Origin of the sequence: Ideonella sp., assembly GCF_041287625.1 — a bacterium.
In the GTDB taxonomy this organism is placed as follows: Bacteria; Pseudomonadota; Gammaproteobacteria; order Burkholderiales; family Burkholderiaceae_C; genus Ideonella.
In genome coordinates, this window is the sequence record NZ_JBGGNH010000068.1 from 176,841 (window position 1) to 192,314 (window position 15,474).

13 protein-coding genes are annotated in these 15,474 nt (G+C 68.3%); 3 read left to right on the forward strand and 10 right to left on the reverse strand.

Features of this window, described 5'->3' with window-relative positions; translation table 11 throughout:
- Window positions 1-153 precede the first annotated feature (153 nt).
- Both rhaI and ACAH41_RS25725 read right to left on the reverse strand, forming a co-directional pair.
- The gene (gene rhaI / locus ACAH41_RS25720) at window positions 154-1,443 is read right to left on the reverse strand and encodes an L-rhamnose catabolism isomerase (RefSeq protein ID WP_325650733.1); all 1,290 of its coding nucleotides are present in this window, start codon (window positions 1,441-1,443) and stop codon (window positions 154-156) included.
- Between the two features lie 34 nt (window positions 1,444-1,477).
- Entirely contained in the window at window positions 1,478-3,583 is a 2,106-nt protein-coding gene (locus ACAH41_RS25725; protein WP_325650731.1) for a bifunctional rhamnulose-1-phosphate aldolase/short-chain dehydrogenase, read from the reverse strand.
- A 214-nt stretch (window positions 3,584-3,797) separates the two neighbouring features.
- On the opposite strand from ACAH41_RS25725, the gene ACAH41_RS25730 reads away from it, so the two are divergent.
- On the forward strand, window positions 3,798-4,727 hold the full coding sequence (locus tag ACAH41_RS25730; protein ID WP_325650730.1) for a LysR family transcriptional regulator: 930 nt from the start codon (window positions 3,798-3,800) through the stop codon (window positions 4,725-4,727).
- 18 nt (window positions 4,728-4,745) lie between these two features.
- Here ACAH41_RS25730 and ACAH41_RS25735 read toward each other — a convergent pair whose 3' ends face one another.
- The 4 genes from ACAH41_RS25735 to ACAH41_RS25750 all read right to left on the reverse strand — a co-directional run bounded on the left by ACAH41_RS25735 (window position 4,746) and on the right by ACAH41_RS25750 (window position 8,811).
- On the reverse strand, window positions 4,746-6,320 hold the full coding sequence (locus ACAH41_RS25735) for a peroxidase (protein WP_325650729.1): 1,575 nt from the start codon (window positions 6,318-6,320) through the stop codon (window positions 4,746-4,748).
- Between the two features lie 39 nt (window positions 6,321-6,359).
- A complete protein-coding gene (locus ACAH41_RS25740; RefSeq protein WP_325650728.1) occupies window positions 6,360-7,061 on the reverse strand; it encodes a hypothetical protein in 702 nt (233 codons plus the stop codon).
- Window positions 7,051-7,725, reverse strand: a complete 675-nt coding sequence (locus tag ACAH41_RS25745) for a hypothetical protein (protein ID WP_325650727.1) — start codon at window positions 7,723-7,725, stop codon at window positions 7,051-7,053. The genes ACAH41_RS25740 and ACAH41_RS25745 overlap by 11 nt, the downstream gene beginning before the upstream one ends.
- Before the next feature lie 225 nt (window positions 7,726-7,950).
- Window positions 7,951-8,811, reverse strand: a complete 861-nt coding sequence (locus tag ACAH41_RS25750) for a methyltransferase (RefSeq protein WP_325650725.1) — start codon at window positions 8,809-8,811, stop codon at window positions 7,951-7,953.
- Between the two features lie 134 nt (window positions 8,812-8,945).
- On the opposite strand from ACAH41_RS25750, the gene ACAH41_RS25755 reads away from it, so the two are divergent.
- Complete coding sequence (locus ACAH41_RS25755; RefSeq protein WP_325650724.1) at window positions 8,946-10,031, forward strand: RNA methyltransferase; 1,086 nt, start codon at window positions 8,946-8,948, stop codon at window positions 10,029-10,031.
- Here ACAH41_RS25755 and ftrA read toward each other — a convergent pair.
- Window positions 10,028-10,987, reverse strand: a complete 960-nt coding sequence (ftrA, locus tag ACAH41_RS25760) for a transcriptional regulator FtrA (protein WP_325650722.1) — start codon at window positions 10,985-10,987, stop codon at window positions 10,028-10,030. The genes ACAH41_RS25755 and ftrA overlap by 4 nt on opposite strands.
- 97 nt (window positions 10,988-11,084) lie before the next feature.
- Here ftrA and ACAH41_RS25765 point away from each other — a divergent pair, with 97 nt between their 5' ends.
- Entirely contained in the window at window positions 11,085-11,498 is a 414-nt protein-coding gene (locus tag ACAH41_RS25765) for a rhodanese-like domain-containing protein (protein ID WP_325650720.1), read from the forward strand.
- Here ACAH41_RS25765 and ACAH41_RS25770 read toward each other — a convergent pair.
- The 3 genes from ACAH41_RS25770 to ACAH41_RS25780 form a co-directional block, all read right to left on the reverse strand.
- Window positions 11,486-12,670, reverse strand: a complete 1,185-nt coding sequence (locus tag ACAH41_RS25770; protein ID WP_325650718.1) for a lipid-transfer protein — start codon at window positions 12,668-12,670, stop codon at window positions 11,486-11,488. The genes ACAH41_RS25765 and ACAH41_RS25770 overlap by 13 nt on opposite strands.
- A gap of 8 nt (window positions 12,671-12,678) precedes the next feature.
- Window positions 12,679-14,226 carry an AMP-binding protein gene (locus ACAH41_RS25775; protein ID WP_325650716.1) on the reverse strand — a complete coding sequence of 516 codons (1,548 nt, stop codon included), beginning with the start codon at window positions 14,224-14,226 and terminating at the stop codon, window positions 12,679-12,681.
- A 97-nt stretch (window positions 14,227-14,323) separates the two neighbouring features.
- The gene (locus ACAH41_RS25780) at window positions 14,324-15,457 is read right to left on the reverse strand and encodes a DUF5938 domain-containing protein (RefSeq protein WP_325650714.1); all 1,134 of its coding nucleotides are present in this window, start codon (window positions 15,455-15,457) and stop codon (window positions 14,324-14,326) included.
- Window positions 15,458-15,474 lie beyond the last annotated feature (17 nt).

A 15,474-nucleotide genomic window follows, 5' to 3' on the forward strand; every position in this document is an offset into this window, starting at 1 on the left:
TGTATTCCGTTCGCCCTGAGCCTGTCGAAGGGTTGGTTCCCGAACCGTTCGTCCTGAGCTTGTCGAAGGGGGCTTCGACAAGCTCAGCCTGAACGGGGAAGGGGCTCAGTCCCAATGAAAAGGGGGGCTTCGACAGGCTCAGCCCGAACGGACCTAGACGATCCCGCCGCTGCCACCCTTCACCGCTGGCCGCTCCTCGGCCACGCGCTGACGGTAGCCGCTGGCGCGGTAGGTGGCGATGGGGTCGATCGCGCCGCCGGCGTCCAGGCGCACGCGTTGCAGCAGCGGCGTCACGTCGGTCTGGAAGGCTTTTTGCAGCAGGCCGGTGGCGGTGAGCGCGTCGTTGGCCTGCTGGGCGGCGTCCAGCGCGTCGCGGTCCACCAGCAAAGCTTGGGCGCAGGTGCGCTGCACTTGCGCGGCGCTGCTGATCAGGCTTTCGATCGGGTCGGTCACGTTGTGGCTCTGGTCCAGCATGTAGGCCGGCTCGAAGCCCGCGGCCTTTTCGTGCTCGGCGGCGATCAGCTCGTTGAAGACCAGGAACAGCCGATAAGGCGAGACGCTGCCGGCGTCCAGGTCGTCGTCGCCGTACTTGCTGTCGTTGAAGTGGAAGCCCGCCAACTTGCCGGCGGCAATCAGCCGGGCGACGATCAGTTCGATGTTGACGTTGGGCGCGTGGTGGCCCAGGTCCACCAGGCACTGCGCCTGCGGGCCCAGCGCGCTGGCCGCCAGGAAGCTGGAGCCCCAGTCCTGGATGACGGTGGCGTAGAAAGCCGGCTCGCAGATCTTGTGTTCCAGGAACATGCGCCAGTCGCCCGGCAGCGCGGCGTAGATCTGGCGCGTGCTGTCCAGGTAGCGATCAAACGCGCGGCGGAAGTGCTGCTGGCCGGGGAAGTTGCTGCCGTCGCCAATCCACACGGTGAGCGCCTTCGAGCCCAGCTTGCGGCCGATTTCGATGCAGTCCAGGTTGTGCGCCACCGCCTGCTCGCGCACCGCAGCGTCCACATGCGTGAGGCTGCCGAACTTGTAGCTCAGCGGCTGGCCGGGCTGGTCCGAGAAGGTGTTGGAGTTCATCGCGTCGAAGGCGAGTCCTCCGGCTTCGGCCGCCTGGCGCAGCTCGCTCCAGTCGCTGCAGCGGTCCCAGGGAATGTGCAGCGAGACGGTGGGCGTGGCACGGCCCAGTTGCTGGATGACGGCGCAGTCCTGCAGCTTGTCGAACACATGCCGCGGCTCGCCCTGGCCCGGAAAGCGTGCGAAGCGTGTGCCGCCCGTGCCCACGCCCCAACTCGGAATGGCCACGCCAAACGCGGCCACCCGCGCCCGCACCGTCTCGATGTCGATGTCCCGCCGCGCCAACTGCTCGCCCAGGTGCTCGTAGTCGTGGTGCACATGCCGCGCCAGCTTGTCGTTCTGCGCTGCGATGAAAGCGCTGTCGATCGTCTTCATGTTCTGTGTCTCCTTCCAGTACTGCCGCGGTGGCTCATCTCGTGAACGCCGCCAGATTGCCGGCGTCGACGTTCAGGATGTTGCCGGTGCTCTTGGCCGACAGATGCTCGGCCGCGAAGAAATAAGCGGCCTCGGCAATGTCCTCGGGGTAGACGCTGCGCTTGAGCATCGACCGGTCGCGGTAGAAGGCTTCGAGGTCGGACTCGCTGATCTTGTTGGCCGCGGCGCGTTCTTCGCTCCACTTGCCGGTCCAGATCTTGGAGCCGCGGATCACGGCGTCCGGGTTGACCACGTTGGAGCGGATGCCCAGCGGCGCGCCTTCCAGTGCGAAGCTGCGGCTGAGCTGGATCTCGGCGGCCTTGGCGGCGCAGTAGGCGCTGGCCTGGTTGCTGGCCACCATGCCGTTCTTGCTGGCGATGATGATCATGCAGCCGCCGGTGCCTTGCGCCTTCATCTGCCGGAAGGCTTCGCGGCCGACCAGGAAGTAGCCGGTGGCCAGGATGTCCTGGTTGCGCTTCCACAGTGCGAGCGTCGTGTCTTCGATGGGCGCTGCCGATGCGATGCCGGCATTGCTGACGAGGATGTCCACGCCGCCGAATTCCAGCGCGGTGCGGTCCAGCGCAGCGATCACGCTGGCCTCGTCGGTCACGTCGCAGCGCAGGCCGCGCACGGCGTCCCGGCCGAAGCCCTTGGCCAGCGCGGCTTCCACCTCGTCCAGCGCTTCCTGGTCAATGTCGGCCAGCACCACGCAGGCACCTTCGGCCAGCATGCGCCGCGCAATCGCCTGGCCAATGCCGCCGGCGCCGCCGGTCACCAGCGCCACCTTGCCGACCAGCGGTTTGGGCTTGGGCATGCGCTGCAGCTTGGCTTCTTCGAGCAGCCAGTATTCGATGTCGAAGGCCTCCTGCTCGGGCAGGCCGACGTAGCGGTCCACCGCGTTGGCCTCGCGCATCACGTTGATGGCGTTGACGTAGAACTCGCCGGCAATGCGGGCGGTGGCCTTGTCCTTGGCAATCGTCACCATGCCGATGCGCGGCAGCAGGATCACGACCGGGTTCGGGTCGCGCAGCGGCGGGCTGCTGGGGCGCTTGCAGCGTTCGTAGTAGGCGGCGTAGTCGGCGCGGTAGTCGGCCAGCAGTTCGCCCAGGCGGTCGCGCAGCGCGTCGCCCTGCAGCGTGTAGACGGCCTCGGACACGACCAGCGGGCGGATCTTGGTGCGCAGGAAATGGTCGGGGCAGGAGGTGCCCAGGGCGGCCAGCGGCGCCAGGTCCACCGAGTTGACGAACTCCAGCACCTCGGGCGAGGTGTTCAGGTGCAGCAGCTTCGGCACGCCCTCGGCGCTGAGGCCGCGCAGCACCGGCAGCAGCCGTGCCAGCGCCTGGTTGCGCTGGTCCTCGGGCAGCGAGCTGAACTGCACGCCGCCAAAGGCCTTGGCCTGGCGCGACGAACGCTCGCGCGCCAGCCAGCCCTGGGCACGCTGGATCAGGTCCACCGTGTTTTCGTAGCAGCTCTTGGCGCTGTCGCCCCAGCTGAACAGGCCATGGCCGGCCAGCACGATGCCACGCAGGCCCGGGTGCCGGGCGTCGTATTCGGCCAGGCGCCGGCCCAGCTCGTAGCCGGGCCGCAGCCAGGGCAGCCAGCCGACGGTGCCCTCGAAGACCTGCTGGGTCAGCGCCTCGGAGTTGGCCATCGCCGCGATGGCGATCACCGCGTCCGGGTGCATGTGGTCCACGTGCTTGTAGGGCAGCAGCGAGTGCAGGGGCGTGTCGATGGACGCGGCGCGGCTGTTCAGGTTGAAGGTGCAGTGCGGCAGGTAGCCCACCATCTCGTCTTCATGTTCCAGGCCGCGGTACAGGCTGCTGAGGGCGCGCAGCTTGTCCATGTACAGGGTGGAGAAGCCGTCCAGCTTCATCGAGCCCACGTCGCCGCCGGAGCCTTTCACCCACAGCACCTCGACCGGCTGGCCGGTCAGCGGGTCTGGCTGGGTCAGCTTGGCCGAGGTGTTGCCGCCGCCGTAGTTGGTGATGCGCAGGTCCGAGCCCAGCAGGTTCGAGCGGTAGAGCAGCAGGCCGGGTTCGTCCAGTGTGGCGGCGCGGGTGTCGTCCCAGCGGGGGAAGGGCTTGATCGGCGTGGGGGCCATGGTGGTGTGTGCGGGGTGACCAGGAATGGAGCGAAGCGTAAAAGCCAAGTCCTTCAGCATCAATTGATGAAGCCTGATGGTGAACTTCACGCAATACTGATGTTGCGGTGCTTGGCACCCCGTGTCGGCCGCTTTGTCGGGGTTAGCCCGCGCAAAACCGCCCGATCTGGCTGCCGCCAGCACGGGAAACCCCCAACCGTCTTTTCGCTTGGACATGAAGACCTTCAACCTGCGCCACCTGCACCTGTTCGAGGCCATTGCCAGCGGCGGCAGCTTCTCGCGCGCGGCCGAGTCGCTGTCCATGACGCAGTCGGCCGTCTCGATGCAGATGCGCCAGCTGGAGACCGACCTGGGCCTGAAGCTGTTCGACGGCCCGCGCCGCCAGCGCCTGACCGACGCCGGCCAGGAACTGCTGCAGCATGCGCGCCTGCTGCTGGCCCAGGCGCGCGCGGCCGACCAGGCGCTGGCGCAGCTGCGCGCCGACCCGACGGAGCAGGGCAGCCCGCGCGGCCTGCTGCACCTGGGTGTGGTGTCCACCGCCCACTACTTCGCGCCGCGCCTGCTGCATGCCTTCTGCCAGCGCCACCCGCAGGTCCGGCTGAAGCTCACGGTGGCCAAGCGCAGCGAGGTGCTGGCGATGCTGCAGGAGCACCGCATGGACATTGCCATCGCTGGCCATCCGCCTTCGGAAGCGGACCTGGAAGCGACCCGCTTCGCGCGCCACCCGCACTGCATCGTCGCCGCGCCCAACCATCCGCTGGCAGGCCAGCGCGGGCTGAGCTGGGCCGAGCTGCGCGAGGAAAACTTCATCTTCCGCGAGCCCGGCTCCGCCACCCGCCAGTTCCTCGAACACCTGCTGCAGCAGCAGTCCATCCAGGTGCGCGCCGGCCTGGAGCTGGCCGGCAACGAGACCATCAAGCAGGCGGTGATGTGCGGCATGGGCATCAGCTTCCTGTCGGCCCACAGCTTCCAGGTCGAAGCCGAAACCGGCCGCCTGGCCGTGCTGGACGTGCGCGGCATGCCCAAGCACATCGACTGGTGTTTCCTGCAGCGCAGGGACAGCCAGCTCACCGGCGTGAACGCGGCGTTCCGGCAGTTCGTGCTGGATGAAGGGGCGGGGTATGCGGCTTGTCGCTATACCTGAGCAGGCGCCCAGTCTTCCCTACGTTGGATCGATCACGCCCGCCGCAATCATCCTCAGCGCCGTCAGGCTGGGCACGAAGAAATAGTCGCCGCCGCGGGTTTCGACGAAGCGGGGGATGCGGGGCAGGAAATGCGGGGCGTCCTGGCCGGCGGGGTCGGTCTGCAGCACGGCCTTGCTGGGCTGGGCCGGGTCTTCGCTGTGGTTACCCAGCAGGATGTCCTTGTCGTTGCCGGCCTTGAAGTCGTTGCCGTAGTTCATCCATTGCTGCTGGACGAATTCGAACTGGCGGTTGATGTCGGCATTGACCAGCATGATGACGATGCCGTGGTTGCCGTCGTCGCGGCTGCGGTCCTTCACCTGGCCGTAGGGCAGGCCGCGCCGCAGCATGCGGCGACGGTTGGACAGTGCGCCAGGGGTGTCGAAGGCGTCCACGCTTTGCTTCAGCGAGCCTGGCAGGTCGCCCGCCTCGTGGATCATCTGCAGCGAGCCGCGCGGGTTGCAGCGGCGGATGTGGGCGCTGAACGGGCACTTGGCGCCGCTCATGTCCTGGTTGTAGTCGAAGTCGCTCTGCAGGTCGTCGACCTTGGCCATGTCGCCGGCTTTCAGGGCCGCGTAGAAGTCTGCGTCGAAGCGCGCCTTGGCAGCGGCGTCGGGCGCGCGGGCCAGCGGCGCACCGTTGTCGCGCCAGCGGCCGGCGAACTTGGCGGCCAGCAGTTCCTTGCCGCCGGGGTAGGCGCGGCCCTGCTGTTCCAGGTAGGCCTCGAAGGTGCCGACGTTCTGGTGCAGCTTGCGGTAGATCAGGTAGCTGCCATTGCGCGCCAGCAGCACCGGCTCCGGGCCTGGCGGATATTCGTGCGCTTCGTCCGGATGGCCGAGCAGGAACTCGCCGGTGGCCAGCGGCGCCCAGGTGCCGCCTGGCATGGGCTTGCCACGGCCCTTGGTGCTTTGGGCCGACGGCGGCATGCCTTCGAACACCGGGTCGCTGATGCCGTCGGTGTAGCCGAAGTGTTCCTTGGCGACCGGTTGGCCGTCTTCCACCAGCGCGTGTGCGTCCTGGTAGTCCAGCAAGGCGCCATCGTCGCCCACGTTGCCGCCGAGGATCTGCGCGCCCTCGCCGTAGGTTTCGACGATGGCCTGGAGCTTCGCGTAGCCCTTTGCCAGCGCCTCGGGGCTGACGGCATTCAGCGAGGCGAACACATGCACGTCCTGCGTGTCGCGGTGCTTGCGCCAGATCGGGTCCCAGTGCTGCGGCGCGCTGCTGCCGGTGTCGCCGAGGATGTCCCTGCGCTCGCGCATGCCGGCCGCGAACTCCGGCGAGAAGCTCATCAGCGAGGCAGTGGGCAGGCCGAGCTGGGCCAGGCCGGGGTAGGTGAAGGCGAGGTTCAGGGTCCAGTCCGGGCGCGGCATCTGGCCGGGACCGGGGCCCCAGTCCAGCGAGCCGGTGACGTAGCGGGTCAGGTCGCCCACCAGGGCCCGGCCGGCGGCCGGGTGGTGAACGGCCAGGAACACGTAGCGGGCGACCGGGTAACCGAAGCGGCCGTAGGCCCGCACCACGTTGCCCTGGATGTCCAGCAAGTCCAACTGCTTTGTCATGGCGATGCTCCGGCGGCGATCAAAGGCATTCAAAGGCGATCAAAGGCGGTAGCGGCCGGGCGACCAGGTCGGCCCGGCGATGTTGGGCGGGTCCACGCGCTGCATGAACTCGGCCATGCGCAGGCGCAGCGTGGCCGGGTCCAGGCCCTGGCTGTCGACTGCGAAGCGGGTGAACTCCTGCTTCAGGTAGAGCGCCTTGAGCTGCTCGGCCAGCGGGTCGTCGTTGCTGCCATTGAAGAACAGCGCGGCCGGCAGCTGGCACTTGCGGATGTAGGCGGCAAAGCCTGCACCGTCGGTGACCTGCTCGAAGCCGTGGCACCAGCCCCAGACTTCGCGGATGCGGCTTTCGATGGCGCCCCACATGCCGCGCAGGTAGGCGTCGACATCACCGTCCACCCCGCCGTGCAGCTCCGAGGAAAAGACCAGGTAGCGGCTCTTCAGGTGATCCTCGGCCGGCAGCACGCTTTTGCGCAAGGCATTGGGCAGCACCGGCAGCAGGTCCGACAGCGTGTCCAGCACACCGGCACCGGGCAGCGACTGGTGGTAGACATCGTCGAGCACGAAGAAACGGCACAGGTAGGTGTTGGGCACACCGGTCATCGGGCTGTTGGGCTCGGTGTTCCAGCCCTGCAGCCGGTCCCGCACGACATCGGCGTAGGCAATGCCGTCCGAGGTCCAGCCGTCGCGGATGGGGGACAGGGCGGTCAGGGCGTAGGCCCGGCCGCTGACGTTAGCCGGCATGGCGGGCCTCCTTGCGTTCCTCTGGCAGGCTGGCATGCCAGCGTTCGCGGCGCTCCACCTGGTAGGCCGACATGCTGACGATGGGCGTCGGTGCCATGTCGCCGAGGTCATGCTGCAGCGAGCGCAGCAAGGCCTTGTAGCGTGTCATGAAAGCTTCGTCGCTCACGTCCTCGGCCTGCTGGAAGGCCAGCAGCGCGTTGCGCACCGCATGCGCGCTCTTGACGTCGTTGGAAGTCGCCAGCGGGTAGGCGTTGTAGTAGTGGATCGTCTCGATCTGGTTGAAGCGGATGTACTGGTGGAACGGCGTCAACGCAATCGAGCGTGGGTAGCGCACGTTCCACTTCCAGAACATGTCCAGGCCGGCCGGGATGGCGAAGGAGAAGGAGTCGACGTACTGGTCCCAGCTGCCATTGAAGTTGCTGAAGAACAGCATGTAGGCGTACTTCAGTTCCTCCTTGGGCTGCTGCGGCGACAAGTGCGGGAACTGCTTCGGGCCAATGATGACCCAGCGGGCATAGTGGATCAGCGACAGCGTGATCAGCCCCTTGAGGGTGGACGGGACCTTCAGCGCGACCCAGAAGATCAGCTTGTTCAGCCACGCCGTGTACCAGCGGATCGGCGTGATCACGTTCATCGCGTAGGCCTTGCCTGCCACGTTCGACATGCGTCCTCCCTCGGGTTGCGGGAATGAATGCCCCCTGAACCGCGGGACGGCGCTTGAGTTTCCTCAAGGGCGCGGCGATGGTACGGCCAGGGCCTTGCCGCCGATACCCCTGGTTTCGCGTGGTTTGCGCCGCAAAGAGGCGACGCAGCGGCCGCCCGTCCTCAAGGCAGAGGGGGCGGCGCGTCCATCTCATCAATGGGCCAGCTGATGCGAGCCCCGGCGACGTCAGCGCGGCTTGACGAACTTCAGCGTCATGCGGTCGGATTCGCCAATCGCCAGGAACTCGGCCTTGCCCACCTCGCCGCCCTGCAGCGTGGGCGGCAGGGACCAGACGCCGTTCGGGTGCTCGTGCGTGTCCTTGGCGTTGGCATTGACCTCGCTGGCGCCGGCCGGCTCGAAGCCGGCGGCGCGGGCGCGCGCGGTGAGGAAGTCGACCGGCACGTAGCCGGTGGCGATCACCTTGGCCAGTGGCGTGCCCGGCGTGGCCCGGTGTTCTTCAACGCCGAGCACGCCGCCCGGCTTCAGCACCGTGTAGAAGGCGCGCAGCGTGTCGTCCAGGTTGCCGGCTTCGATCCAGTTGTGGACGTTGCGGAAGGTCAGCACCAGGTCGGCGCCGCCGGGCGGGGCAATGTCGCTGAAACCGGCTTCGGTGGGCATGCTGCCGACCTTGGCATGGCCGTAGACCGCTGGTTCGGCGGCCAGCTTGGCCTCGAAGCGGGCGCGGCCCTTGCGCGCGCCTTCGCTGCCGCCGGTGGCGCTGTTGTGCGCCGCGTAGTAGTGCCCATGGTCGCGCAGATAGGGCGCCAGGATCTCGGTGTACCAGCCGCCGCCGGGGGAGATCTCGATGACGGTCTGCCCCGGCTTCAGGCCGAAGAAGCGCAGCGTCTCGAACGGGTGGCGATAGACGTCACGCGCGCGGTTGGCGGCGCTGCGCTGCGGGCCGGCGATCACGGCCTTCAGCAGCGCGCCATCGGCGTCGGCCGGCGGGGCGGTGGCAGCTCGCGCGGCCAAGGGCAGCGCGGTCAGCAGCGGGCTCAGCAGCAGTGCGCTGGCGGCACGGCGGTCGGGGCGAAAGCTCAGGGTCATGTCGGGGCGCCTTGGGTCGGGTGATCGGAGCGGAGGGCGGCGTGAGTGTCCGACAAGTGCTGCACGCCAGCCATGGCAGGGGCTTTTGGCGGCGCCTGCCTACACTTGCGGCTGTTCCTGCCTGCTTCGTTGTCATGTCTGCCCCTGCCGCCGCGCCGCCTCAGCCCCTGCCCAACACCATCGCTGCGCTGCGCCAGCAGTTCGCCGCTTTGGGTGCACAGCCGGCGCACGCCCAGGGCCTGTTGCGCCACTGGGCCCACGCCAGGCCACTGGACGCGGGCAAGCGCCGCGTGGAAGACTTCCTGCCCAAGCCGCTGCGCGAGGCGCTGCCGGCGCTGCAGCAGCAGCTCGACGGCCTCGTCAGCCTGCGCTCCAGCCACCCGGGCGAAGACGGCTCGGCAAGGCTGCTGGTGGACCTGGCGGACGGCCAGGCGGTCGAAAGCGTGCTGCTGCCGCGCGACGGGCTGTGCGTGTCCACGCAGGTGGGTTGCGCGGTGGGCTGCGTGTTCTGCATGACCGGCAAGGAAGGCTTGATCCGCCAGGTCGGCAGCGCCGAGATCGTGGCCCAGGTGGTGCTGGCGCGCCGCCAGCGCACCGTCAAGAAAGTGGTGTTCATGGGCATGGGCGAGCCGGCGCACAACCTGGACAACGTGATGGAAGCCATCGAGCTGCTGGGCACGGCGGGCGCCATTGGCCACAAGAACCTGGTGTTCTCGACGGTGGGCGATGCGCGTGCGTTCGAACGCCTGCCGCAAGGCCAGGTGAAGCCGGCGCTGGCGCTGTCGCTGCACAGCACGCGGGCCGACCTGCGCGCCGAGCTGCTGCCGCGCGCGCCCCGCATCACGCCGGACGAACTGGTGGAAGCCGGCGAGCGTTATGCCCGTGCCACGGGTTACCCCATCCAGTACCAATGGACGCTGATGGAAGGCATCAACGACAGCGAGGAAGAGATGGACGGCATCGTGCGGCTGCTGCAGGGCAAGTACGCGCTGATGAACCTGATCCCCTACAACACCGTGCCTGAACTGCCGTACCGCCGGCCCGCCTGGGACAAGGCCGCGGCGATGGCGCGCCAGCTGCACCAGCGCGGCGTGCTGACCAAGCTGCGCCAGTCCGCCGGGCAGGACGTGGACGGCGGCTGCGGCCAGCTGCGCGCCCGCGCGGCGGATGGCAGCCAGGCCCGGCCGGTGCGTGTGATGCGTCGCCGCGCGGCGCCTTAAGCCGTTCTGGTGAACTGCCGCCGGTATGCGGCCGGGCTGACCTGGGCCAGCCGGCGGAAGTGCCGGCGCATGGATTCTTCGGCGCCAAAGCCGGCCAGCTCCGCAACCTCGGCCAGTGCGCGTTCCGGGTGGGTCTCCAGCAACTCCTTGGCCAGGCCCACACGCTCGCGGATCAGCCAGTCCACCGGCCCCAGCCCGCTGGCCGCCTGGAACTGGCGCTGCAGGCTGCGTGGGCTCATCGCCGCCTCGGCCGCCATGCTGGCCAGCGTGTGCGGCAGGCGCGGGTTGGCGCGCAGCCAGTCCATCAGCCTGGCCACGCGGCTGCCTTCGTCACTTGGCAAGGGCCGCGGCACGAACTGGGCCTGGCCACCGTCGCGGTGCGGCGGCAGCACCAGCCGCTGCGCCACCTGGTTGGCCACGCGCACGCCGTGGTCGCGCCGCACCAGGTGCAGCAGCATGTCCAGCCCGGCCGCGGAACCGGCCGAGGTGAGGATCTGGCCCTGGCCCACGTACAGCGCGTTGGCGTCCACCTTCAGCGCCGGGTAGCGTGCGGCGAGCTTTTCGGCGTAGCGCCAATGGGTGCTGACGGTCAGCCCGTCCAGCAGGCCGGCGGCGGCCAGCACGAACACGCCCGAGCAGATGCTGCACAGCCGCGCGCCGCGTGCATGGGCCCGGCGCAGCGCGCGCAGCAGCGGCTCGGGTGGGGGCTCGTCCGCACCGCGCCAGCCGGGGATGACGATGGTGTCGGCGCGGGCCAGCGTGCGCAGGCCGTGCCGCGCCAGCACCTGGATGCCGCCAGCCGCACGCAGCGGGCCGGGCTCGGCCGCGCAGACCGCGAACTCGTACCAGGGCACGCCCAGCTCCGGCCGCTGCAGCGCAAACAGCTCCACCGTGCAGCCGAACTCGAAGGTGCACAGCTGGTCGTAGGCGAGGGCGGCGACGAGGTGGTCCTGCATTGGCGCATTGTTGCCGGAGACAGTCGCTAGCGCCACTGGGCCGGAAGCCATCTGCTGCGCACACTGCGGCTGTCTTCAACCCACCCGGAACCTGGCAATGACCAACCCTGTGACCGCCATCCCCGCAGCCGCTTCAGACGAAGCGCTGCGCCACTTCGAAGCCGCTTTCCGCTTCGAGACCGACTGCTGGGACGTGCACGATGCGCTCTCGCAGCCCGAGCCGGGCTTCGTGCTGCTGGACGTGCGCAACGCCGAGTTGTTTGCCGCCGGCCATGTGCCCGGCGCGCTGCACTGGCCACACGGCAAGCTGACCGAGGGCAAGCTGGCGAGCCATCCCGCTGACACGCTGTTCGTCACCTATTGCGCCGGCCCGCATTGCAATGGCGCCCACCGCGGCGCAGCCCGGCTGGCGAAGCTGGGGCGGCCCGTGAAGATGATGGTGGGTGGCATCACCGGCTGGCTGGACGAGGGTTTCGTGCTGGCCCGTGGCAGCGGGCATCACGCCGACTGATAGAGCGTGACGACGCAGGCCCCGCCCAGGCCCAGATTGTGTTGAAGCGCGGTGCGCGCCAGCGGCACCTGGCGCTGCTCGGCCGTGCCCCGCAGTTGGTGGGTCAGCTCGTAGCACTGGGCCAGTCCTGTCGCACCGAGCGGATGCCCCTTGGACAGCAGCCCACCCGACGGGTTGGTCACGACCTTGCCGCCGTAGGTGTTGTCGCCTGCGTCGATGAAGGCGGCGGCCTCGCCTTCGCGGCACAGGCCCAGCGCTTCGTAGGTGATCAGCTCGTTCTGCGCGAAACAGTCGTGCAGCTCGACCACGTCAAGGTCTTCGGCACCGATGCCGGCCTGTTCGTAGACCTGCCTGGCCGCCGCCTGGCTCATGCCGTAGCCGACCAGCTTCATCATGTCGTGGCTTTCGAACGAATCGGGCCGGTCGGTGGTCATGGCCTGCGCCGCGATGAACACGTCGGTGCGCAGGCCATTGCGCTTGGCGAAGGCTTCCGACACCAGCACGGCGGCCGCTGCGCCGCAGGTCGGCGGGCAGGCCATCAGGCGTGTCAGCACGCCGGGCCACAGCATCGGCGCATTCATCACGTCGTCCACCGAGAGTTCCTTGCGCAGCAGCGCGAGCGGGTTGCGCGCCGCATGGCGGCTGGCTTTTGCGCGCACCTTCGCGAAGGCTTCCAGCGGCGTGCCGTGCTTGCTCATGTGCGCCTGGCCGGCGCCGCCGAAGTAGCGCAGTGCGAGCGGCAGCTCGGGCATGCCGACGAGCTCGGCGGCCTCGCGGTCGAAGTCCTCGAATGGGCTGGGCCGGTCGTTGAACACGGTGCCGATGGCGCCGGGGTTCATCTGCTCGAAGCCCAGCGCCAGCACACATTCGGCCGCGCCCGACTCGATGGCCTGCCGCGCGAGGAACAGCGCGGTCGAACCGGTCGAGCAGTTGTTGTTGACGTTGAAGATCGGAATGCCGGTCATGCCCAGCGAATAGACCGCCTTCTGGCCGGCGGTGGAGTCGCCGTACACGTAGCCAACGTAGGCCTGCTGCAAGGCGCCGAACTCGACGCCGGCGTCGGCCAGCGCAAGCCGGCCTGCTTTTGCTGCCATGTGGGGATACGGCTCGTTCGCGCCGGGCTTGACGAACGGGATCATGCCGACCCCTGCGATGAATGCCTTGTTCGACATGGCGTCTTTCAGTGTGGCGCCGGCATGCGTTTCAGCATCTCGGCGCGAATGTCCTTCTTCATCACCTTGCCGACCTTGGAGCGCGGCAGGTCGGCCCAGATTTCGACCAGCTTCGGCGCCTTCACGCTGCCGATGCGGGCCTTCACGAACGCGACGATCTCTTCGGGCTGAACGCTGCGGCCTGCATGCAGCTGCAGCACCGCCACGACCTTCTCGCCCCACTTGTCGTCGGGCAGGCCGATCACCGCGCTGTCCTGCACATCGGGGTGTTGCATCAGCGCCTGCTCGACCTCGACCGAGTAGACGTTGAAGCCGCCGGTGATGATCATGTCCTTGGCGCGGTCGACGATGTAGAGAAAACCCTCGGCGTCGAGCCGGCCGATGTCGCCGGTGTGGTGCCAGCCGAAGCGTCCGGCCTCGTCGGTCGCCTTCGCATCCTTGTAATAGCCCCGCATCACCAGTGAGCTGCGGATCACGATCTCGCCGGTTTCGCCAGTCTTCAGCAGCTGGCCCTCGCTGTTCATGGTCGCCACCTGCACCAGCGGGCCGGGGCGCCCGGCCGACGACAGGCGCGCGCGCGCGACCGAACCATCGGCATTGAAGTGGTCCTTCGGCGCCATCATCGAGATCATCATCGGTGCCTCGGTCTGGCCAAAGAGCTGTGCCATCACCGGGCCGATCTTTGCCAGCGCTTCTTCGAGCCGCGCGGCCGAGATCGGCGCGGCGCCGTACCAGAAGCACTGCAGCGAATCCAGCCGGGTCGCCGCCAGCTTCTCGTGCTGCAGCAGCATGTAGATCAGCGTCGGCGGCAGGAAGGTGTGCGTCACGCGGTGCTTCTCCACCAGCGCGAGGAAGTCGGAAAGGTCCGGCTTGGGCATGATCACGACGCGGCCGCCCAGCGCCATCACCGGGAAGGTGAGCACGCCGGCCGCATGCGTCAGCGGCGCAAGCGCGAGGTAGGTCGGGCGGCCGTCGAACGGGTAGCCCATCAGCGTCAAAGCGCTCATGGTCTCCAGGTTGCGCCCCGAGAGCATCACGCCCTTGGGCTGGCCGGTGGTGCCGCCGGTGCCGGCGATCATCGCGACATCGTCGACCACCGGCACATCGAGCGCTTCGTCGTTCATGCCCTCCAGCCACTGCGCCATCGAGACCGCGAACGGGCTGGCCTGGTCGAGGCAGACGAACAGCTTCACCTTCGGCAGCTGCGCGCGCATCTGCTCGACCATGGGCGCGTACGCGCCGGCGAAGATCAGGCAGCTGCAGTCGAACGCGTCGAGCACGAAGCGGTTTTCGGAGGCCTCGTTGCGCGGGCTGACGGGGCACCACACCGCAGCGGCGCGCGAGATGCCGAACACGCAGGCGAACGCGGTGGCGTCGTTGCTGGCCAGCACGGCAACCTTGTCGCCTGCGTGAATGCCAGAGCGCTGCAGCGCCCGGGCGACGCGGTGGCTGAAGCGCTGCACCTCGCCGTACGAGAGCTCGGTGGTGCTCATCGTCAGGCACGGCGCGTCTTCGCCGAGCGACGCGCCCTTGTCCAGGTAGTCGATCAGTCTCAATGGAGCCCCTTGTCCGGTGAGTACGCCGGCCGATCCCCCGCGGGGATGCGGGCCGGCTTGGGGCGGCCCGGCACTCGGCCCGCCGCGACCTGATGCATCACTGGTGCACGGTCAGTATGGGTGCCTGCACCAGCCCGAAGCTGCGCAGCGCGCCCAGCAACTCGCGGTGCCCGAAGGCCTGGCAGCCCGACGCAAAACCGACCCGCTTCGGTGCCTGCTGCAGCAGCGAGGCGGCGGCGAAGGCCTGCAGCAGCCCCGTCTGCTTGTAGTTGCAGTTGCCGTAGATCACGCAGTGCGCGCGTGCCAGCGGCCCCTGTGCGTGCACTGAGTCGACCGACTTGTTGATGCGTGGGTTCTCGCGCGGCGGCATCGTGTTCATTACGCTCGCGGCGGTTTTCGAAAGGGCGATGTAGCGGTCCTCGTCGTTCATGCCTTCGGTCGCCTTCAACGCCGCCGCGACGATCTGCGGCACCCCCAGCATCAAGGGCTTGTTGAAGACGCCGCCGAGCACCTTGACGTTGGAGACGCGCGGATCCTTGCGGAACCAGACCGGGTGCGAGGTGCCACCCCACGGCAATGCGAGCGCCGCTTCGTGCTGACCGGGGATCGTGACGTGGTAGAGGCCCGCATCGGGTTGCCACTCGACGAACTTGTTCTGTTCGAGGTAGAAGGCCTTCGAGGTGGCCGCGTTGACGAGGATGGTCTGCGTCGACGCGATCGTCGGGCTGCCGCCCCAGAAGACCGCAATGTCCAAGGTGTCGAGGCCGGGCGTTTCGAGGCACAGTTGCGCGGCGATCTCGCCGGTCGTGTACATCTGGGCCAGGCCGGGCGACAGCAGCAGGCCGGCGGCGGCGAACCTGGCGCCGTATTCGTCGTCCAGCGTGATCAGCCAGTCCTGTTCGCCTGTCGTGTCGGTGTAGTGGCACTTCGCGGCCAGGCAGGCCTGCACGACCTCGTGGCCGTACTTCGAAAACGGGCCGACGGTGTTCAGCACGACGGAGGCGCCGCGGAACAGCTCGGTCAGTGCCTCGGTGGTGTGGATCACCTCGACGACTTCGTAGTCGGCCGTCTCGATGCCGGCGACGTTCGACTTCATTGCCGCCTGGATCTTCTCGCCGCTGCGCCCCGCTGCGATGAACGGCACGCCGTACTCGCGAAGGTACTCGCACACCAGCCGGCCGGTGTAGCCGGAAGCGCCGTACACGACCACCGGTTTCTTGTTCTTGCTCATGGTTTTTTCGTCCTTTG